We start from the raw sequence: 19,200 nt of genomic DNA, 5'->3' as shown, positions 1-19,200 counted from the left end.
AGCCTCACGCGGACGCGTCCGAGAGGTCGGGCAGCTCGTGCCCCTCGGGTGCCGTTCCCACCGCTGCCCGGCTCGCCTGCCAGTCGCGCCACATCGCCTTCAGGTCCCAGGCGGCCTCGGCCTCGAGCGAGATGCCGCGCTCGCCGGTGCGCCTGGTCCGCCCCTGGATCAGCAGCAGCTTCGTGCCGAACAGCAGTGGCCCCGACCTCGCCTGCGCCTCCTCGAAGAACGTCGCGTCCGCGCAGCCCGTGCCGTCGTCGACGCTGATGAACACGACCCGTTTGCCGCTGCGCATCGGCGGCGTCTGGGTGGCGATCCGGATGCCCGCGACGAGCACGGTGGTGCCGTTCCAGTGGTCGCGCAGGTCGGCTGCCCGGACGACGCCGAGGTCGTCGAGCATCGGGCGGTAGCTCTCGATCACGTGCTCGCTGACCTCCATCGACAGGATGTCGAGCTCGTCGCCCACCCTGTCGCGCAGGCTCACGTCGGGGGTGCCGGTGGGCACCTCCGCCGAGTCGTCGACCGAGAAGTCGAGCTGGTTCTGCACGTCGGAGGCGCGTGGCCGTGCGGTGCGCTGCGTCAGCGACCGCACACGGGCGAGCACGTCGCCCCTCGTCCGCCCGGGGCCGGCCAGGGAGTCGAGCGCGCCGACCTGCGCCAGCCGCTCGATCAGCCGCCGCGACGGCGTGGCCCGCTGCCAGAAGTCGGTGATCGACTCGTAGGGCCGGCCCACGACGACGCGAGCGAGCTCGGAGTCGCTGATGCCGTGCACGTCGGAGAGCGACAGGCGGATGCCGAGGTCGCCCGGGCGGCTGGGCGCGATCGGCGTCGCCGGGGCGCGCACCCGCTCGACCCTGTAGACGTCCGTCGACGCGTTGACGTCGAGCGGCAGCACGGGCACGCCCATGCGTCGCGCCTCGGTCAGCAGCAGCCGCTTCGGGTACATCCCGGGGTCGTGCGTCAGCACCCCGGCGAGGAACTCCGCCGGGTAGTGGGTCTTGAGCCAGGCGGTCTGGTAGGTGGGCAGCGCGAACGCGGCGCCGTGCGCCTTGCAGAAGCCGAAGGAGCCGAACCCCTTGAGCACCGCCCAGATCTTGTCGACCTGGGCGTCGGTGAACCGCCTCCTGCCGTCGTCGTCGACGTTCGCGGTCGTGCGCCTGCGGAACTCGACCTCGAGGGCGTCGTCCTGGCCCTTGCCCATGTGCCGGCGGATCTCGTCGGCCTCGGCGAGCGAGACCTCCATCGTGGCCTCGAGGATGCGCAGCACGTGCTCGTGGTAGATCACCACGCCGTAGCTGTCGTCGAGGAACGGCGCGAAGCTCGGGTGCAGGTAGTCGGGCCGCTGGAACCCGTGCTTCGTGTCGAGGAACGGCGCGACCATGTTCCCCTTCATCGGGCCGGGGCGGAACAGCGAGATGTCGGCGATCAGGTCGCTGTAGCGGTCGGGCTGCATCTTGCCGATCAGCTCGCGCTGCCCGGGGCTCTCGATCTGGAACATGCCGAGGGTGTGGGTGGTGCGGATCGCCTCGAAGGTGGGCTCGTCGTCGTGCGGGATCTCGTCGAGCTCGACCCGCCCCTGCCGGTTCACGTAGGGCACGTCGACGGCGAGTCCGCCGGCCAGGGCGGCGCGGGCGCCGTTCACCCGCTCGATCTCGTCGAGCGCGTAGGCCATCGAGCTCTGCATCCGGACGCCGAGCACGTCGAGCTTCAGCAGCCCGGCGTCGTTCATGTCGTGCTTGTCGAACTGGCTCATCGGCAGCCCGATGCCGCTCGGCTGCACCGGGGTCGTGCTGAGCAGGTCGGAGTCGCCGAGGATCACCCCGCACGGGTGCATCGAGATGTGCCGGGGCAGCCGGTCGAGCCGCTCCGTCAGGTCGACGAGCAGGTCGATCTGGCCGTTCTGCCGGGCGAGGTCGGCGATGGCCCGCAGCTCGGGCTTCTCGGCCATGGCGGTGCGGAGGTCGCGGGCGTTCGAGCGCCAGACGTTGTTCGCGACGAGGTCGATCTGGTCGTCGTCGAGCCCGAGGGCCTGGCCGGCGTCGCGCACCGCCCCCCGGCCGCGGTAGGTCGACTGCATCGACATGAGGGTGACCCGGTTGCTGCCGTAGCGGTCGAAGATCGCCCGGTAGATCTCGTGTCGCCTCGCCGACTCGACGTCGATGTCGATGTCGGGCAGCGTCTCGCGCTTGTTGCCGAGGAACCGCTCGAACAGCAGGTCGTGCTCGATCGGGTCGACGTTCGAGATGCGCAGCAGGTAGGTGACCAAGCTGCCGGCACCCGACCCGCGCGCGGCGTTCCGCACCCGCATGTCGCGCATGAGCGCCGAGACGTCGGCCACGGTGAGGAAGTAGCTGGCGAAGCCGAAGCCCGTGATGATCCCCAGCTCGTACCGCATCCGCTCGTCGACGGTGCGGCGCATCGCCTGGTCGGCATGGCCGAAGCGCTCGGTGACGCCCGCCTCGGCCCGGCGGAACAGCACCTGGTCAGGATCGCCGTCGACGCCGATGGCGCTGAGCTCGGGGGTCTTCGGCCGGCGCCAGCGCAGGTCGGCGTCGGGGTGGAGACGACAGCGGTCGGCGAGCCGCTCGGTCTCGGCCAGCATCTCCTCTGCGGCGCGACGAGGGCACGAGGAGGCGTCGGCGACGAGGGCCGCCAGCGCGCGCATCTCGTCGCCCGGCTTCAGCGACGCCTGGGCGTTCGGCTGCGGCGTGAACGCCCCGAGCGGCGCCAGGTGCCCCGCCGAGTCGAGCACGTCGGCCGTGACCGCGCCGTCGGGGTCGAGGTAGCGCACCGCGTTGGTCAGCACGGCGGGCACCCCGACGTGCTCGGCCAGCTCGAGCATGCGCGCCGCGTGCCGCACGCTGCGGTTCTCGCCCGGCTCGGTGAGGTGGCAGACGACCTCGACGGCCACGCCGCCGGGCAGCTCGCGCGCCCAGGCGGCCAGCGACGCCGCCGCGGCCGTGTGCCGCCCCTCGGCGACCAGTCGGCCCACGTCGGAGTCGGGCCCGAGCAGCACCGTCGCGTCCGCGCCCTCGTCGCCGCGGAGGAACGCCCGCAGCCGTGACCGCGGGATCGTCGCGACGCTGTTCGCGCTGCCGCTCACCCGCCTCGTCGCCCGGCCGTGCGCCGCGCTGATCAACCGGCAGAGAGCGGCCCAGCCCGCACCCGGACGGCCCCCGCCCGCCCCGTGCGCGAGCACCACGATGCGGTCGACCGAGGAGGCGCCCGCCCTGCCCCCGGGACCGGCGCCCGCACCGGCAGACGCGCCCCCCGCCTCCTCGGCGCCGCCGCGTGCGCTGCCGCTCTCGTCGGCCGTGTCGTCGACGCAGCCGAGCTCGACGCCCACGATCGGGTCGATGCCCGCCGCCCGGCAGGCGCCGATGTGCCGGATCGCCCCGTAGAGGCCGTCGCGGTCGGTGATCGCCAGCGCGTCCGCGCCGTGGGCGGCAGCGTGCTCGACGAGCTGCGCCGGCGGCGTCGTGCCGTAGTGCGCGCTGAACGACGACGCCACGTGCAGGTGGGTGAAACGCATCGTGCTGCCTCGGTGCTTCTCTCGTCGGACCTCCCGGCCGAGGTCGGTTCGAACGTGTGTTCGACGAGTGTACGTCGCCCCGGCGGGGTGCGACGACCCCGGACCGCGACCGGACCACGACCCGAGCGGCGACCGCACGACGACCCCGGACGGCGACCGCGCCCTGCTGTCATCATCGTCGGATGCCCCACCGACGAGCCGCCGCCCAGGACCCCGCCCGGACCGCCACCCGGTGGACGCGGACGCTGCTGGCCCAGCCGCGCCTCCTCATGGCCGCGAAGGGGGCGCTCGCCGCGGCCCTGGCCTACTGGATCGCGCCCCACGTGCCCGGCGTGGCCGCCGAGTACCCCTACTACGCCCCGCTCGGGGCCGTGCTGGCGCTCTGGCCGACCGTCAAGACGTCGCTCAAGCAGGGGCTGCAGACGATCCTCGGCCTCGTGATCGGGGTGCTGCTCGCGACGACGGTGTTCGCCCTGCAGGAGGGGCAGCCGGGCGTGCTGGCCGTGGCGCTCGTCGTCGGCCTCGGCACCCTCATCGCGGGGATCCGCTGGCTGGGTGCCGGCCGCGACTGGGTGCTGACCGCCGGCCTCTTCGTGCTGCTGCTGGGCGGGGCGAACGCCGAGGACTACTCCACCGGCTACGTCGTGCAGATCGGCGTGGGCGTCGCCGTGGGCGTCGTCGTCAACCTCGTCCTGGTGCCGCCGCTCTACACCGGTCGGGCCGAGCGCCGGCTCCGGCTCGTGCAGGCGTCGCTCGCCGACCGCGCCGACGACGTCGCCACCGTGTTCGAGGCGGACTGGCCGATCGAGGACGACGACTGGGAGCGGCGAGTCGCCGTCCTGCCGAGCACCCTGCGGCACGTCCGCGACGCCGTCCAGTACGCCGACGAGTCACGTCGCCTCAACCCGCGCAGGCTGCTGCGCCGCCGCGACCTCGCCTCGGAGTACGCCGACCTCGTCGTCTTCGAGCGGGTCGGGTTCCACCTGCAGGACCTCGCCGAGGTCTCCGGCATCCTCGGCCGCCGGATCGGCCGCCAGATCGGCATCGTCGACGACCTCGCCCCCGTCGTCGCCCGTGCCGTCCGCAGCGTCGGAGAGGTGATCAGGAGGCGCGGCGGCGACGACCGGGACGCCTTCGTCACCGCCCGCCGCGACGTCGAGGAGCTCTGGCGGGCCATCGACACGCACCGCGAGCTGCCGACGGTCGCCACGAGCGGCGGCGTCTCGGTCGCCGTCTCGCTCGGACGGATCATCGCCGCGCTCGACCCCGACGACTCGACGGCTCCCCGCCCCGAGGACGAGGCGGTCGGCGACCTCGACGGGGACGGCGACGTCGACGCCGACGACGCCGCTGCCGAGGTCGGCGGCACCACGAGCACCGGCCCCGTGGACGACCCCACGGCGCCCCGCGACACCGCGCCGCGCGACAGCGAGCGACGCCAGGAGGCGCAGGGCCCGGCCGCCGACGGCGTGGCAGCCGACGACCAGGCCGCCGACGACCGGCCCGCCGACGGCGAGGCGGAGGACGCTGCCCGCGAACGCTGACGGCGTCCGGGGCCCGGGCGCAGTACGGTGGGGGAGGCATCGTCGCCGAACGCCCTGCCGCGCCCTGCGCCGGTCTCGCGGATGCGCCCACGGCGTGCCGCGACCCCGCCCCGGCCCGGCCCGGCAGCCCGTACCCCTCACACACCGAGCGGCGACCCGTCGCCGCCTTCACGGAAGCCGTACCTGTGACAGACACCACCACCCTCATCATCCTCGGAGCCTCGGGAGACCTGACCGAGCGCCTCCTCCTCCCCGGTCTCGCGAGCCTGCTCAAGAGCGACCGCGGGGTCGACGTGCAGCTGATCGGCACCGGCCGCAGCGAGCGCAGCCCCGAAGAATGGGACGACGTCGTCACGACCGCCTTCAACGGCGACGCGGGCAGCGACCTCGCCAAGAAGACGCTGGCGTCCAGCCAGTACATCCAGGGCGACCCGACCACGGTCGAGCACCTGAAGGCACTCTTCGAGGCGTCCGAGGGCACGCCCGTCATGTACTTCGCGCTGCCCCCGGCCATCAGCACCAAGGTGATCCAGGCGCTCGCCGAGATCGACCTGCCCGACGGCCTCCGCCTCGCGCTCGAGAAGCCCTTCGGCTCCGACGAGGCGAGTGCCCGCGAGCTCAACGCCGAGCTGCTCAAGATCGTGCCGGAGGAGCGCATCCACCGCACCGACCACTTCCTCGGTCGCGCCACGGTGCTCAACATGATCGGCCTGCGCTTCGCCAACCGCCTCTTCGAGCCGGTCTGGAACAGCGAGAACATCGAGAAGGTCGAGATCTTCTACGACGAGGTCCTCGGCCTCGAGGGCCGCGCGCAGTACTACGACAAGGCCGGCGCGCTGATCGACATGATCCAGAGCCACCTTCTGCAGGTGCTCGCCGTCATCGCGATGGACGCCCCGTCGAGCATCGACTCGGTCGAGCTGCGCAGCGAGATCGCGCGCGTGCTCCGTGCGACGTGGGTCAAGGGCGCCGACCCGATCGCCTCGAGCCGCCGCGCGCAGTACGCGGCCGGCACCATCGACGGCAAGGACGTGCCGGCCTACGCCGACGAGGACGGCGTCGACAACGAGCGCCAGACGGAGACGCTGGCCGAGGTCGAGTTCGAGGTCAAGACCCGTCGCTGGGCGGGCGTCCCGTTCATCCTCCGCTCGGGCAAGGGCATGACGAAGATCCGCAAGGAGGTGCTGATCACCTTCAAGCCGGTGCCCGCACTCCCGGAGGGCCTCAACGGCTCGTCGACGCCCGACACGCTCCGCATCGAGATCAGCCCCGAGACGATGGAGCTCGGCGTCACGACCAACGGCTCGGGCAACCCCTTCGACCTCGAGAAGTCGACGATGTCGGTCACGCTGGGCAAGCCCGAGCTCACCCCCTACGGCGAGGTGCTCAGCGGCATCTTCCACGACGACCCGACGCTGTCGATCCGCGGCGACGTCGCCGAGCGCTGCTGGGCGATCGTCGCTCCGGTGATCGAGGCCTGGAAGGCCGGCGACGTGCCGCTCGACNCGCCCTGCTCCTCGAGCAGGGCGGCCGTCGTCGTCTCCGTCTCAGGCGGAGGAAGAGGCCCGGGCCTGGGCCGGGGCCTGCTGCTGCGCCTTCGCGATGGCGTCGGCAGCACGGACGAGGGCGAGGTGCGAGAGCGCCTGGGGCGTGTTCCCGACGTGCCTGCCGGTCGCGACCTCGATCTCCTCCGACAGCATGCCGACGTCGTTGCAGTAGCCCACGAGGCGGTCCATCAAGGCCACCGCGTCGTCGACGCGGCCGGACGCCGCGTACTGCTCGGCCAGCCAGAACGAGCAGGTGAGGAACGGGTTCTCGGCACCGCTCAGCCCGTCCACGCCGCTCTCGGTGCGGTACCGCCGCAGCAGGCCGTCGTGCAGCAGGTCCGCCTCGATCGCCGCGACGGTGCCGAGCATCCGCGGGTCGTCGGCGGCGACGAACCCGACCTGGGCGAGCTGCAGCAGCGACGCGTCCACCTCCGCCGTGCCGTAGTACTGCGTGAAGGTGCCGCGGTCGGCGTCCCAGCCCTTCGCCTCGATCTCGGTGCGCACCTCGTCGCGGAGCGCACGCCACCGGTCGACGGGGCCGTCGAGGCCGAACTGCTCGACGCCCTGGATCGCCCGGTCGAGGGCCGCCCAGATCATCGCCCGCGAGTGCGTGAAGTGCTGCAGCTCGCCCCGGATCTCCCAGATGCCGTTGTCCGGCCGGGTCCAGTTGTCCTCGACGTACTGCATCAGGGCGCGCTGGAGCGGCCAGGAGTACTCGGTCTCCTCGACGCCGAGCAGCCGGGCCTCGTGCAGGGCGACCATCACCTCGCCGAAGATGTCGCCCTGGTACTGCTTGTAGGCGGCGTTGCCGATGCGGACGGGGGAGGCGCCGTCGTAGCCGGGCAGCTGGCCGAGCTCGCTCTCGTGCAGGTAGCGCTCGCCGGCCAGGCCGTACATGATCTGCACGTCGGCGGGGTCGCCGGCGATGGCCCGCAGCAGCCAGCCGCGCCACCGGTCGGCCTCCTCGGCGTAGCCGTGCAGGATGAGCGCCTGGAGGGTCATGGAGGCGTCGCGCAGCCAGACGTAGCGGTAGTCCCAGTTCCGTGAGCCGCCGAACTGCTCGGGCAGGCTCGTCGTCGCGGCCGCCACGATGCCGCCGGTGTCCTCGTTCGTGAGCGCGCGAAGGATGAGCAGCGACCGGTGCACCTCCCGTTCGTACACGGGGGGAGCGGTGCACCGGGCGGCCCACTGCTGCCACCACGTGACCGTCTCGTCGATCCGGGCCGTCACGTCGATCGCGGTGGGCGGCTCCCGGTGCGAGGGGTACCAGGTGAGGCTGTGGTCGACGGTCTCGCCGGCCGCGACCTCGAAGTCCGCCTCGTGGGTGTGGTCGGTGGCGGTGAGGCGCGGGCCCCGGACGACGACCGCGTCCGGCCCCGCCGTGGCGACCAGGGCGGTCCCGTCGGCCTCGGGCACCTGGCGCACCCACGGGACGGCCGTGCCGTAGCCGAAGCGGATGGCGAGGTCGACGTGCATCGTCACCGTGCCGGAGACGCCGGTCACGCGCCGGACCACGTCGGCCCGTCGGTCGCCGTAGGGCATCAGGTCGGTGACCTCGACCACCCCGGTGGGCGTGGTCCAGGTCGTGACGAGCACGAAGGTCCCGTCGACGTAGCGCCGGGTCGACGTGGCGTCGGCGTCGCGGGGGGCGACCAGCCACCGGCCGGAGTCGTGGTCGCCGAGCAGGGCGCCGAAGGTCGACGCCGAGTCGAAGCGGGGCAGGCAGAGCCAGTCGATGCTGCCGTCGGTGCCCACGAGGCAGCCGGTGTGCAGATCGCCGATGAGCGCGTAGTTCTCGATGGCCAGGGGCATGGGCACATCCTGCCAGCGGCGGCTCCGACAGGTCTCAGCGCTGCAGCGTCGGGTCGGGCCAGAGGGTCTCGACCTGCGGCTTGCTGCGGCGGGTGCGCGCCCACACGAAGAAGCCGACCAGGGTGAAGGCGCCGTAGAAGACGTACATGAGGCCCGAGGCGTAGTAGCCGGCGCTGAAGAGCAGGGGCGTGCCGACGAGGTCGACGGCGACCCAGATCAGCCAGAACTCGACCCAGCCCTTGGCCATGCCCCAGGTGGCGAGCAGCGAGCCCGTGAAGATCCAGGCGTCCGCCCACACGGGTTCGTACGAGCCCAGGGCGCTGAAGACGGGGGTGAGGACGGCGGTGCCGCCGAACAGGGCCACGACGAGCACGACCCGGTTCTTCGCGCCGGCCCAGCGGGGCTCGACAGGTGAGCTCGCGCCTCCGTCGCGGGAGCGGCTCCAGCGGTACCAGCCCCAGATCGACACCGCGATGAACATCACCTGGCGCCCTGCCTGGCCGAGGAGGTTCACGGGGTTCGGGGTGTCGAAGACGGCCCCGAGGAACACGGTGAACAGCAGGGCGTTGCCCACGATGCCGACCGGCCAGGCCCACACCTTGCGGCGCATCCCGCCGAGGGCGCTCAGCAGGCCGAAGACGTTGCCGATCACCTCGCGCCACAGGATCGTCTGGTCGCCCAGGACGAGCTGTGCGTCGAACAGCCAGCGGATCAGGGTCATCGTGTCCTCCTCGTCGGTGACGACGCCGGGCGTCGTCGGATCGGGGAGGCGCGACCGCAGGCGCGATCGACGCTCGCTTCTCTCATCCAGACTTTACTGTCGGCTCCAGAATGGCCCTCGCAGGGCTGTCACTGGATCAGCCTCTCGGTGTCGAGAGGGTCGCGGGCTGTCACCGCCGGTACGGAATCACACCGTCCCCGAAGCACTCGTGAGAACGAGTCTTGCACCCCGGGCATTCCCGAGGGCCCCGGGCGTCTCGCGACGTCACGCGAACAGCTGCTGCTCGACCCGGTCGTCGAACACGCCGAGCAGCAGCCACGAGCCGTCGGCACCGTCGCGGGCGAGGTCGAAGGTGCCGTCGACCCGGTGCGCCCCGTCGGTCAGCGGCAGCGCGTCGACCCGCCAGACCGGCAGCTCGAGCAGCGCCTCCCCGGCGCCCCGGGGCGCCCTGGCCGCCGATCGCCACCACTCGCGTCGGGTGACCCACCGCTCCGGCGGGCTCACCACGCCGTACACGACCCCCCGCCAGACGAACCGCAACGGCGCCCCGCCCTCGGTCGTCTCGACCGGCACCGCTTCGTCGACCTTCATGCCGCCTCCTCGTTCGAACGTGTGTTCGACCTCGAGTGTAGGTCGGGCCCCCGACATCGGCCAGGGGCCTCCGTCACCAGGGCAGCAGGCTCTCCTGCACGTGACGCGCGACGCCCCCCGGCACCCCGGCCTCGTCGGCGAAGCCGCGCCAGCCGGCGACCGCGTCGTGCACCTCCGCCACGATGTCCGACGCGCCGGGCACGAGGTGGCGGTCTGCCAGGCGCATCACGTCCGCCTCGGCGGGGTCGCGCCACACGCCGTCGACCCCCATCAGGTGCTGATACGTGAACCGGCCCGTCGGGTTGTGCGCGAACGTCACGTCGTACGCGGGCGCCAGCTCCCACGGCGACGTCGCCGACCGGAGCAGGAACGACGTGTTCTTCGTGTGGTCGTCGTTGTTCGCCGCCAGCACGTTGAACACCATGCGCCGGAACGCCTGCGGCAGCGCCTCCCGCCCGACGACACGGGTCGCCACGTCGAACAGCTGCCCGTAGTCGTGGACCTGCCGCTGACGGAAGTCGAGGTGCGCCGTGCCGCAGAGGGTCACCGTGTGCGCCTTGCCCGACGGCAGCCGGTCGAAGCGCCGGGTCATGAAGTGGGCCCTGTCGCCCTCCTCGAGCAGCCGGCACTCGGCCATGTCGATGCCGGCCGCCCCCGCCATCGCCGAGTACGCCAGCTCCACCCTGCCCGACGAGTCGCCCTGCCCGAGCTCCGAGTCGGCGCCCATGCCGTCGAGCTTCAGCAGCCAGTGCTCGAACCCCTCGGGAGCCGGCAGCTGGCCGGACCGGACCTCGCCGGTCTCGCGGTCCCACGCGACCACGGCCTTGGCCCGGGCCCCTCCCGCCGACGTCCCCACCTGGATGAGGGAGCGGACCGCCGACTCGTTCTCCCGGTCGTCCGAGAACTCGGCATCGAGGACGCTCCGCGCACCCGCGACCAGGTCGCTCAGCTCGACCGCGCTCGCGGTCCGGTGACGCGGCCCCCGGGACGGCCGGAACTCGAGGGCGCCCATCGCCCGGTCCGCCATGTAGGCCAGCCGGTCGAGCGGCGTCGCCGCCCCCCGCCCGACGCCCTGCCGCGCCAGCCACGCGTCGATCACGGCGTTCCCGAAGTCGTCGGGCAGCGCGTCCGCCAGCAACGCGGGGAGGCGGTGGAACGTCGCCTCCGGCAGCTGCGGGAACACGTGACGGCGCCGACGGACCGGCATGGTCAGCGGGGCGAGCTCGACGCCCCGCGCCGCCCACTCGGGGTAGTACTCGAACACGTACGCACCGAGCGCGGGGTCGAGGGCGACCGCGCCGACCCGCTCGCCCCAGGCCGTGACCTCGACCGCCTGGACCGGCACCCAGCTCACGACCCGCTGCTCCCGCGCGGTGCCCGTGGCCGGTACACGCGACGACGCGGGGCCGGGTCGGCCGACCGGAGGACGTCGATGGGGCTCACGGCGCTCGCCGGGGCCAGGGCGTCGAGGGCGTCCTCGGCGCCGAGGGCCCGCAGTACGCGCACCAGGGTCGAGAGGGTGCTCCCACGGCCGTTCTCGAGCGACTGGAGGGTGCTGGTCGAGAGGTCGGCCCGGCGTGCCAACGAGATCTGGTCGAGCCCGGCGTCGAGTCGCGACGCCCGCACCTGGCTGCCGATCCGGGCCTCCCACTCGTCCGTGGACCGCACGGGGGGATCGGGGAAGGGCTGATCCATCATGGTCCTCCTGTACGTGGATTTCCGATCATAAGAGCCATATCGCGTCCTGACAACCGGATTTCCCGTCATAGCAGGACCGCAACTTCTCGCGACGGCTCAGGGCGTCCGGGCGGTGACGACCCCTGCCTCCGTCAGCTGGTCCCAGAGGCCGGCGCCGTCCGGCGCGGACACCCAGGCGACATCGGTGCCCTGGGCGTGCTCCGACCGGGACCGCCCTCCGGCCAGCACGGCCTCGCTCGGCGACAGCTCGCGGATGGCCACCGCGGCCACGTTCTCGGGGTGGTCGTGCAGGAACCGGCCGTAGAGCTCCTCGTCGTGCTGCCCGTCGTCGCCGACGAGCAGCCACCGCACCTGGGGGAACTCCTCCGCCAGCCGGTCGAGCGAGCCCTGCTTGTGGAGTCGACCGCTCCGGAAGAAACGGTCGTGCGTGGGACCCCAGTCCGTGAGCAGCAGGGGGCCGCTGGGGTAGAGGTTCCGCGAGAGGAACCGCGAGAGCGTGGGCGCGACGTTCCAGGCGCCCGTCGACAGGTAGACGACCGGGCAGCCTCCCGACGAGGCGTGCAGCCGTTCGTACAGGACGGCCATGCCGGGCACCGGCCGCCGAGCGTGCTCGTTGAGGACGAAGGTGTTCCACGCCGCGAGCAGGGGCCTCGGCAACGACGTCACCATGACCGTGTCGTCGATGTCCGAGACGATGCCGAAGCGCGCGTCGGGGTCGATCACCGCGACCGGCGCCTCCACCGGGAGGGAGCCCTCGGTCGTGATCGTCACGACGTGCCAGCCCGGCGCCAGGTCGGACTCGAGCCGCACGTCGAGGACGCCGCCGCGATCCGTGGTCACCGTCTGCGTCCGTCCGCCGATGGTCACCTCGACGACCGCGTGCTCGACCGGCACGCTCGTGAAGCTGCGCCAGCCGCGGACGTTCGCGCGGTCGGCGCCGTCGAGGGTGCCGGTCCGCGTGAGCAGCACGCGCGACAGGACGCGGACCCACCCGCTCGAGCCGTAGCCCGTGTACGGCACGATCGTCGGACGCAGGCCGCGCTTGCGGGCCCGCTTCTCGCGGAACCGGTGCACGGAGTTCTCGATGCGCGCCGCCCGGTGCAGGAGGGGCTCGACAGCGGCCGGGGCCGGCTTTCGGATGTCGGGCATCCGGTCATCCTCGCACGGTCGACCGACCGTGCGCCCTCACGGCCTCACACGGGCAGCAGCAAGGAGGGGGAGTCGTTCGCGACCGAGCCGACGTCGGGGGAGACCTCGTGCACGACGAGCCGAGCGGCGATCTCGTCGGACAGCCCCGCGACGCCCTGCAGCAGGTCGTCGTCGCCCTCGGCCTCCGGGTCGAGCCAGTCGTCCATGACGTCGGCGCCGACGAGCACGGGCATCCGGTCGTGGACGGCCGCGAGCGGACCCGATGAGGAGCGGGTCAGCACGGTCGTGGAGAGCAGCCACCGAGACGGCGACCCCACCTCGGCCCCCGGGTCGCGCCACCACTCGTACAGCGCCGCGAACAGGAGGACCTCGTCGTCGGGGAGCCGCACGGCGACGGGACGCTTGCCCCCGTCGGGCAGCGCCTGCCACTCGTACCAGCCCGTCGCCGGCACGAGGGCCCGCCGCGAGGCCAGGGCCTCGCGGAACATCGGCTTCTCGGCGGCCGTCTCGGAGCGCGCGTTGAACACCGGGGGGCCGGCCGGACCGTCGGAGCCGGCCGGGACGAGGCCCCACCGAGCGGCGGCGAGGCGGCGCACGGGAGGCCCGCCCGCGTCGTCCCCGCGGGGCGCCGCGTCGATCAGCACCGTCACCGGGCGGGTCGGAGCGATGTTCCAGGAAGGGTCTGGGAGACTGTCGCCCGAGACGTCGACGTCGAACAAGGGCACCAGGTCGCTCGAGGCACGCGCCATCACGAATCGTCCGCACATGCGCACCATTCTCCCGGCTGCGACCGACATCGGTCGACGAGGTCGCCCTGACGCCCCCTCAGGACCCTGACCCGCCGGTCACGGACCGCACCGCACGCACCACGTCGCCCCGGCGACGCCGCACGAAGGAGAACCCCTTGCTCGTCACCGACGTCCACGACGCACTGCCCGGGGGTTCGTCGCTGCTCAGGAACGAGCCCGTGCAGGCTCGCAGCTCCGCACGGCTCACCGGCCTCCTCGACGCCGCCGCCGCGATCATCGACGAGATCGGCTACGAGCGCCTGACGACGGCGATGGTCGCCGAGCGGGCCGGCGCCTCCATCGGCACGGTCTACCGGTACTTCCCCGACCGCATCGCGGTCGTCGACGCCCTCGCCCTGCGCTGCGTGCAGCGCTTGACGAACCGGGTGGCCGACACCCTCGACGCCGACGGGGCGGCCGACTGGCGCGGCGCCGTCGACATCGTGATCGACTCCAAGGTCGAGCTCTACCGGAACGAACCCGGCTTCCGGGCCATCCGCTTCAGCGACGCTCCCGACGCGGGCTCGCCGCAGGCCACCTCCTCGCTGAGCCCCTTCGCCGAGGCCGTGCTCGGGATGTTCGAGCAGCGCTTCGGCGTCGTCCGCGACGCCGACTCCGAGCTCGCCGTGCAGGTCGTGGTCGAGATCGGCGTCTCGCTCCTGGCGCGGGCGTTCCTCGCCGGCGGCGACGGCGACGCGCGCTTCGTGGACGAGTGCCGTCGCGTGTCGAAGTCCTACCTCGAGGCGCACCTCACCCTCGCCTGACGCGTCGCAGGGGCCCGCACGGTCCGTTCAGCGAAACGGACGAGGCGGGGACGGCCCTCATCCGTCGTCGTGTGGTTCAGTGTCGGGACTGGCAAGTGTCGATTCGTGCTGCCCACGAGGAATGAGCCACCCATGATCGAGTTCACCTCGGTGACCAAGCAGTACCCCGACGGCACCCTCGCCGTCGACGACTTCAGCCTCGTCATCCCGTCCCGTCAGACGACGGTCTTCGTCGGGTCGAGCGGCTGCGGCAAGACCACCATCCTCAGGATGATCAACCGGATGGTCGACCCGTCCAGCGGGTCGATCGAGATCGACGGCGACGAGATCGGCGGCCTCGAGCCCGTGGGCCTCCGCCGCAGCATCGGCTACGTGATGCAGAACTCGGGGCTGCTGCCGCACCGCAGGGTCGTCGACAACATCGCGACCGTCCCGGTGCTCAAGGGCGTCTCCAAGAAGGAGGCGCGGAGCCGGGCCCTGGACCTGATGGACACGGTCGGCCTCGACCGCTCGCTCGCCGACCGCTGGCCGAGCCAGCTCAGCGGCGGCCAGCAGCAGCGCGTCGGCGTGGCCCGGGGCCTCGCCGTCGACCCGAACATCCTCCTGATGGACGAGCCCTTCGGCGCCGTCGACCCGCTCGTCCGGGCCGACCTGCAGCGTGAGCTCGTCCGGCTGCAGCGCGACCTCGACAAGACGGTCGTGTTCGTCACGCACGACATCGACGAGGCCTTCCTGCTGGGCGACCAGGTCGTCATCCTCGAGAAGGGCGGCAAGATCGCCCAGAAGGGCTCGCCCGCCGAGATCCTCTCCGACCCGGCCAGCGACTTCGTGGCCGACTTCGTCGGCTCGAACCGGGGCAAGCGGGCCCTGCACATCGAGCAGACCGCCACCGGCCAGGTCGTCGTCGACGACGAGGGCCGCACGACCGGCGTGCTGACGGCACCCGGCACCGTGCCGCGCGCGAGACCGGCGACCCCGAGCGAGGCCGGAGCCGTCCAGGCTCCGGGTGCCCCGGCGCAGGGTGGGCACGCGTCGTGAACTGGATCTGGTCGAACGCCGACTACATCTGGGACAAGACGCTGGTGCACCTCGCCCTCAGCGTGCCTCCGGTCGTCCTCGCCTTCGTCATCTCGCTGCCGATCGGCTGGCTCGCGAACCGCTACCGCGTGTCCCGCGGCATCCTCACGGTCGCCGGCCTGTTCTACGCCATCCCGTCGCTGCCCCTGTTCGTCGCCCTGCCCGCCCTCGTCGGCACGTCGCTCCGCAGCCCCGTCAACATCGTGATCGGGCTGACGCTCTACGGGGTCGCGCTGATGGTCCGCTCGGTCGCCGACGCCCTGGGCGCCGTCGAGGTCGACGTGCGCCAGTCGGCGACGGCCGTGGGCTACTCGAGCTGGCAGCGCTTCTGGCGCGTCGAGTTCCCCCTCGCGGGCCCCGTCATGCTCGCCGGCCTCCGGGTCGTGGTCGTCAGCACGGTCAGCCTCGCCACCGTCGGCGGCGTGCTGGGCGTCAACGGCCTCGGGCTGCTCTTCATCGACGGCTTCCAGCGGGACATCCCCGAGGAGATCCTCGCGGGCATCGTGATCACCATCGTCATGGCGCTCGTGCTCGACGGGCTGCTCGTCCTCCTCGGCCGCGCGCTGATGCCGTGGAGCCGTCCCGGCAGGCCGCGCCGCGCCTCCTCGCGGCGGTCGTCGACCCGCTCCACCGAGACCGGCGCCTCCTCGCCCCAGTCGTCTCGTCGAGAGGCGGTGCGCTCGTGAACTTCTTCGCGGAGGCCTTCGCGTTCATCGGCGACGGCAGCAGCTGGGTCGGCCCGAACGGCATCCCCACCCGCCTCGGCGAGCACCTCTGGTACTCGGTCGTGGCGGTCGCCCTGGCGTCGATCGTCGCGATCCCCGTCGGCTTCGCCATCGGCCACACCGGTCGGGGGCGAGCGATCGCGGTCGCTGTGTCGGGGGGAGCCCGGGCGCTGCCCACCTTCGGCGTCATCACGCTCATCGCCGGCTGGGTCGGCATCGGCCTCACGGCCCCGATGATCGCGTTCGTGATCCTCGCGATCCCGTCGGTGCTCGCCGGTGCCTACGCGGGGTTCGAGGCCGTCGGCCGCTCCACCGTGGACGCCGCCCGTGCCGTCGGCATGACCGAGTGGCAGATCGTCACGCGCGTCGAGGTGCCGCTCGGGCTGCCGCTGCTGATCGGCGGGATCCGCTCGGCGGTGCTCCAGGTCGTCGCGACCGCGACGCTCGCGACCATCGTCGGCTCCGGCGGCCTCGGCAGCTACATCATCACCGGCCTGCGGGCCAACGACTACGGCACGATGCTGGCCGGCTCGATCCTCGTGATCGTCCTCGCCGTGGCCCTCGAAGTCGTCTTCTCCGTCGTCCAGCGACTCGTCGTCCCGGCCGGCGTCACCGCCGGGCGCCCCACCGACTCCCGCGCGCGCGTCGCCCGACGCGCCCCGGGCACCGCAACACCCCTCCAGGAAGGAACACAGTGAACAACACAGCGAAGAAAGGCCGGCTCACCGTTCTCGGCGCAGTCGCGATCGGGGCCGTGGTGGCCCTGGCAGGGTGCTCGTCGAGCGACCCTCTCAGCAGCGGCTCCGACGACACGGCGTCGTCCTCCGACGCCCTCGTGATCGGTTCGCAGCAGTACTACTCGAACAAGATCATCGCCGAGCTCTACGCCCAGGCGCTCGAGGACGGCGGCTACACGGTCGACCGTCAGTACGACATCGGCCAGCGCGAGGTGTACCTGCCCGAGCTCGAGGGCGGCAGCATCGACGTGTTCCCCGAGTACTCCGGCAACCTGCTCCAGTTCTACGACGCCGAGACGACGGCCAAGACGCCCGAGGAGGTGGAGTCGGCCCTCGCCGACGCGCTGCCCGACGGCCTCACCAGCCTCACCGCCGCCGAGGCGACGGACCAGGACAGCTACAACGTGACGAAGGAGTTCTCCGAGGAGAACGGCATCACGAGCCTGGCCGACCTCAAGGACTACTCCGGCTCGATCGCCCTCGGCGCCCCGCCCGAGAACGTCGACCGTCCCTACGGCCCTCCCGGCCTGAAGAGCATCTACGGCGTCGACGTCACCTCGACCCCGATCGACGACGGAGGCGGCCCGCTGACGGCCAAGGCGCTGTCGGACGGCAGCGTCCAGATCGCCGACCTCTACTCGGCCAGCCCGCTGATCGTCGAGAACGACTTCGTCACCCTCGACGACCCCGAGAACATGATCCTGCCGCAGAACGTGGTGCCGATCGTCTCGGACAAGGTCGACCAGGGCGCACAGGACATCATCGACGCGGTCGACGCGGCGCTGACCTCGGCCGACCTGCAGGAGATGAACTCGAAGAGCCAGACCGACAAGGAGTCCGAGGGCACCATCGCCAAGGACTTCCTCGAGAGCAAGGGGCTCGTCGGCTGACCAGCGACGAGCAGAGGAGGGGCCGGCACGCACGTGCCGGCCCCTCCGTCGTCAGACGGCGTCGTCGTCCGGGTGCGCCATGTGCTTCTCCTCGCGCCGGTGCACGAGCCGCTTGACGAGCAGCACCACCACGGCGAAGGCGACCACGATGCCGACGAAGACGTAGCCGGCGCCGTGCAGCCGGTCGGCGAGCTCGCGGTAGCTGCCGGCGGCGGCCGCGCCCACCGACGCGTACGCCGTCGCCCAGAGGAGGCAGGCCGGCGTCGTCCAGGCCAGGAAGGTGCGGTAGCGCATCGGGCTCGTGCCCACGGTCAGGGGGATGAGCGAGTGCAGCACGGGCAGGAAGCGCGACACGAAGACGGCGATGCCGCCGCGTCGGGCGAGGTAGTTCTCGGCCCTGACCCAGTTGTGCTCGCCGAGGCGCCGGCCGAGACGGCTGCGCCGGATCGCCGGGCCGAAGTGCCGCCCGAGCGCGAAGCCGATGCTCTCGCCGGTGAGGGCGCCGAGCACGAGGGCGACGACGAGCGAGACGAACTCGACCGGGCCGACCACCGCGGTCGCGGAGACCACGGCCACGGTGTCCCCGGGCACGAGCAGCCCGAGCAGCACGCTCGTCTCCAGGACCATCGCGAGCCCGGCGAGCAGGGTCCGGAGGAGCGGGTCGACCGACTGCACGAGGTCGAGGAGTCCTGTCAGCACGTCGTCCACCCGGCCGATCCTATTCACCGCCGGCCGGGAGCCCCCTGGTCCCGCAGGTCGTGAGTCCCCTCGTCTCGCAGGCCGGTCAGGACCTCGCCGGGAGGGGGCGGCGCAGGGCGTCGAGACGGGCCTGCCACGTGGCGAGCCGCCCCGGCTGCTCCGCCGGAGAAGGGCCGTCGACCCACCCGGAGACGATGCGGACGCCGTGCAGCGCGCTGAGCGACCAGATCTCGGCGCCGTCGAGCTCCGCCGGCGCCGTCCGGTCGTGCAGCACGTCGACGCCGAGCACGGCCGCGAGGGTGAGCACGGTGCGCGAGGTCACCCCGGGCAGGCGGGGCAGGTCGTCGGCCGGCGTGCAGAGGGAGTCGCCGCGCCACCAGACCAGTGAGCTCCACGCGCCCTCGACGACGTGGCCCTCGGGGGAGAGGATCACCGCCTCCTCCGCTCCCCGAGAAGCGGCCTCCGTTCGCAGGTCGCCGAGGGCGGCCAGGTCGGGGCCCTTGACGAGGGGCGACGTGCGGGGGTCGTGGGCCGCGGTCGCCACCCGCACCGATCTCGTGCGGTCCGGAGCGGTCCGCAGTCGAGCGCGCAGCTCAGGTGCCCCGGCGGCGGCGCCGCGGACCAGCTCGACGCGGGGGAACCAGGCGCCGTCCCGCGGCAGGCGGTCGACGACCGCGCCCCAGAAGGCCTCGGCGTCGTCGTCGGCGACCAGGCCCGTTGCCGCCACGGACGACGTGAAGCGGTCGCGGTGCACGTCGAGGGCGCGGACGGCGCCGTCGAGCACGAGCCACGAGTCGGCGACGAGCACGTCGGGGGTCGACGCCGTGGGCGGGTCCGCCGTGGAGGCCGTCGGTCCCGTCGACTCCGCGGGCGACGACGCGAGCTCGCCCCCGCGCCACAGGAGGGTCTCGCCGGGGCTCATACAC

At 72.6% G+C, this 19,200-nt stretch carries 15 protein-coding genes, 2 pseudogenes and 1 riboswitch; of the genes and pseudogenes, 7 read left to right on the top strand and 10 right to left on the bottom strand.

What is annotated here, in order from left to right; translation table 11 throughout:
* Nucleotides 1-4 precede the first annotated feature (4 nt).
* Nucleotides 5-3,532: a DNA polymerase III subunit alpha gene (locus IFT77_RS02790; RefSeq protein ID WP_192169160.1), complete on the bottom strand. Its 3,528-nt coding sequence runs from the start codon at nt 3,530-3,532 to the stop codon at nt 5-7.
* A 182-nt stretch (nt 3,533-3,714) separates the two neighbouring features.
* On the opposite strand from IFT77_RS02790, the gene IFT77_RS02785 reads away from it, so the two are divergent.
* Nucleotides 3,715-5,076, top strand: a complete 1,362-nt coding sequence (locus IFT77_RS02785; protein ID WP_192169159.1) for an aromatic acid exporter family protein — start codon at nt 3,715-3,717, stop codon at nt 5,074-5,076.
* Between the two features lie 185 nt (nt 5,077-5,261).
* Nucleotides 5,262-6,581 (top strand): annotated as a pseudogene (locus IFT77_RS02780) (glucose-6-phosphate dehydrogenase); the annotation flags it as partial.
* A gap of 42 nt (nt 6,582-6,623) precedes the next feature.
* On the opposite strand, the pseudogene IFT77_RS02775 reads toward IFT77_RS02780, so the two are convergent.
* The 7 genes and pseudogenes from IFT77_RS02775 to IFT77_RS02745 form a co-directional block, all read right to left on the bottom strand.
* A pseudogene (locus tag IFT77_RS02775) lies at nt 6,624-8,444 on the bottom strand (glycoside hydrolase family 15 protein); the annotation flags it as partial.
* A 25-nt stretch (nt 8,445-8,469) separates the two neighbouring features.
* Nucleotides 8,470-9,156 carry a nicotinamide riboside transporter PnuC gene (gene pnuC, locus IFT77_RS02770; protein ID WP_192041851.1) on the bottom strand — a complete coding sequence of 229 codons (687 nt, stop codon included), beginning with the start codon at nt 9,154-9,156 and terminating at the stop codon, nt 8,470-8,472.
* A 70-nt stretch (nt 9,157-9,226) separates the two neighbouring features.
* A riboswitch (FMN riboswitch) is annotated at nt 9,227-9,365 on the bottom strand.
* Between the two features lie 55 nt (nt 9,366-9,420).
* Complete coding sequence (locus IFT77_RS02765; RefSeq protein ID WP_146900249.1) at nt 9,421-9,747, bottom strand: DUF6504 family protein; 327 nt, start codon at nt 9,745-9,747, stop codon at nt 9,421-9,423.
* A gap of 73 nt (nt 9,748-9,820) precedes the next feature.
* Nucleotides 9,821-11,101: a type II toxin-antitoxin system HipA family toxin gene (locus IFT77_RS02760; RefSeq protein WP_192041850.1), complete on the bottom strand. Its 1,281-nt coding sequence runs from the start codon at nt 11,099-11,101 to the stop codon at nt 9,821-9,823.
* Nucleotides 11,098-11,445, bottom strand: coding sequence for a helix-turn-helix domain-containing protein (locus IFT77_RS02755; RefSeq protein ID WP_192041849.1), 348 nt, complete (start codon nt 11,443-11,445; stop codon nt 11,098-11,100). Before IFT77_RS02755 ends, IFT77_RS02760 begins: the two co-directional genes overlap by 4 nt.
* Before the next feature lie 96 nt (nt 11,446-11,541).
* Nucleotides 11,542-12,594 carry an App1 family protein gene (locus tag IFT77_RS02750; protein WP_192041848.1) on the bottom strand — a complete coding sequence of 351 codons (1,053 nt, stop codon included), beginning with the start codon at nt 12,592-12,594 and terminating at the stop codon, nt 11,542-11,544.
* Between the two features lie 44 nt (nt 12,595-12,638).
* Nucleotides 12,639-13,361: an SOS response-associated peptidase gene (locus tag IFT77_RS02745; RefSeq protein ID WP_192169158.1), complete on the bottom strand. Its 723-nt coding sequence runs from the start codon at nt 13,359-13,361 to the stop codon at nt 12,639-12,641.
* Nucleotides 13,362-13,498: 137 nt separating this feature from the next.
* Between IFT77_RS02745 and IFT77_RS02740 the strand changes: the two genes are divergently transcribed.
* From IFT77_RS02740 to IFT77_RS02720, 5 genes are all read left to right on the top strand, one after another.
* On the top strand, nt 13,499-14,146 hold the full coding sequence (locus IFT77_RS02740) for a TetR/AcrR family transcriptional regulator (RefSeq protein WP_123546190.1): 648 nt from the start codon (nt 13,499-13,501) through the stop codon (nt 14,144-14,146).
* A 132-nt stretch (nt 14,147-14,278) separates the two neighbouring features.
* Nucleotides 14,279-15,184 (top strand): ABC transporter ATP-binding protein, encoded by a 906-nt coding sequence (locus IFT77_RS02735; RefSeq protein ID WP_192041846.1) that lies wholly within the window; start codon nt 14,279-14,281, stop codon nt 15,182-15,184.
* Nucleotides 15,181-15,909, top strand: a complete 729-nt coding sequence (locus tag IFT77_RS02730; RefSeq protein ID WP_192041845.1) for an ABC transporter permease subunit — start codon at nt 15,181-15,183, stop codon at nt 15,907-15,909. Before IFT77_RS02735 ends, IFT77_RS02730 begins: the two co-directional genes overlap by 4 nt.
* Nucleotides 15,906-16,646 (top strand): ABC transporter permease subunit, encoded by a 741-nt coding sequence (locus IFT77_RS02725; protein WP_192041844.1) that lies wholly within the window; start codon nt 15,906-15,908, stop codon nt 16,644-16,646. Before IFT77_RS02730 ends, IFT77_RS02725 begins: the two co-directional genes overlap by 4 nt.
* Nucleotides 16,643-17,575, top strand: coding sequence for an ABC transporter substrate-binding protein (locus IFT77_RS02720; RefSeq protein WP_192041843.1), 933 nt, complete (start codon nt 16,643-16,645; stop codon nt 17,573-17,575). The genes IFT77_RS02725 and IFT77_RS02720 overlap by 4 nt, the downstream gene beginning before the upstream one ends.
* Nucleotides 17,576-17,626: 51 nt before the next feature.
* On the opposite strand, the gene IFT77_RS02715 is transcribed toward IFT77_RS02720, so the two are convergent.
* Nucleotides 17,627-18,283, bottom strand: coding sequence for a VTT domain-containing protein (locus IFT77_RS02715; protein ID WP_192169157.1), 657 nt, complete (start codon nt 18,281-18,283; stop codon nt 17,627-17,629).
* Nucleotides 18,284-18,359: 76 nt separating this feature from the next.
* The gene (locus IFT77_RS02710) at nt 18,360-19,196 is read right to left on the bottom strand and encodes an aminotransferase class IV (RefSeq protein ID WP_192041841.1); all 837 of its coding nucleotides are present in this window, start codon (nt 19,194-19,196) and stop codon (nt 18,360-18,362) included.
* Nucleotides 19,197-19,200 lie beyond the last annotated feature (4 nt).

It is taken from the genome of Frigoribacterium sp. CFBP 13729 (assembly GCF_014841875.1).
Classification (GTDB): Bacteria; Actinomycetota; Actinomycetes; order Actinomycetales; family Microbacteriaceae; genus Frigoribacterium.
The sequence above is the reverse complement of the archived record's forward strand: the minus strand, read 5'-3'. Positions and strand labels throughout refer to the sequence as shown.

Bases quoted from the DNA above. Each gene is read 5' to 3' on its own strand.
- IFT77_RS02710 (WP_192041841.1), bottom strand. From the start codon at position 19,196: ATGAGCCCCGGCGAGACCCTCCTGTGGCGCGGGGGCGAGCTCGCGTCG.
- IFT77_RS02790 (WP_192169160.1), bottom strand. From the start codon at position 3,532: ATGCGTTTCACCCACCTGCACGTGGCGTCGTCGTTCAGCGCGCACTAC.
- pnuC (WP_192041851.1), bottom strand. From the start codon at position 9,156: ATGACCCTGATCCGCTGGCTGTTCGACGCACAGCTCGTCCTGGGCGAC.
- IFT77_RS02785 (WP_192169159.1), top strand. From the start codon at position 3,715: ATGCCCCACCGACGAGCCGCCGCCCAGGACCCCGCCCGGACCGCCACC.
- IFT77_RS02735 (WP_192041846.1), top strand. From the start codon at position 14,279: ATGATCGAGTTCACCTCGGTGACCAAGCAGTACCCCGACGGCACCCTC.
- IFT77_RS02745 (WP_192169158.1), bottom strand. From the start codon at position 13,361: ATGTGCGGACGATTCGTGATGGCGCGTGCCTCGAGCGACCTGGTGCCC.
- IFT77_RS02755 (WP_192041849.1), bottom strand. From the start codon at position 11,445: ATGATGGATCAGCCCTTCCCCGATCCCCCCGTGCGGTCCACGGACGAG.
- IFT77_RS02765 (WP_146900249.1), bottom strand. From the start codon at position 9,747: ATGAAGGTCGACGAAGCGGTGCCGGTCGAGACGACCGAGGGCGGGGCG.
- IFT77_RS02750 (WP_192041848.1), bottom strand. From the start codon at position 12,594: ATGCCCGACATCCGAAAGCCGGCCCCGGCCGCTGTCGAGCCCCTCCTG.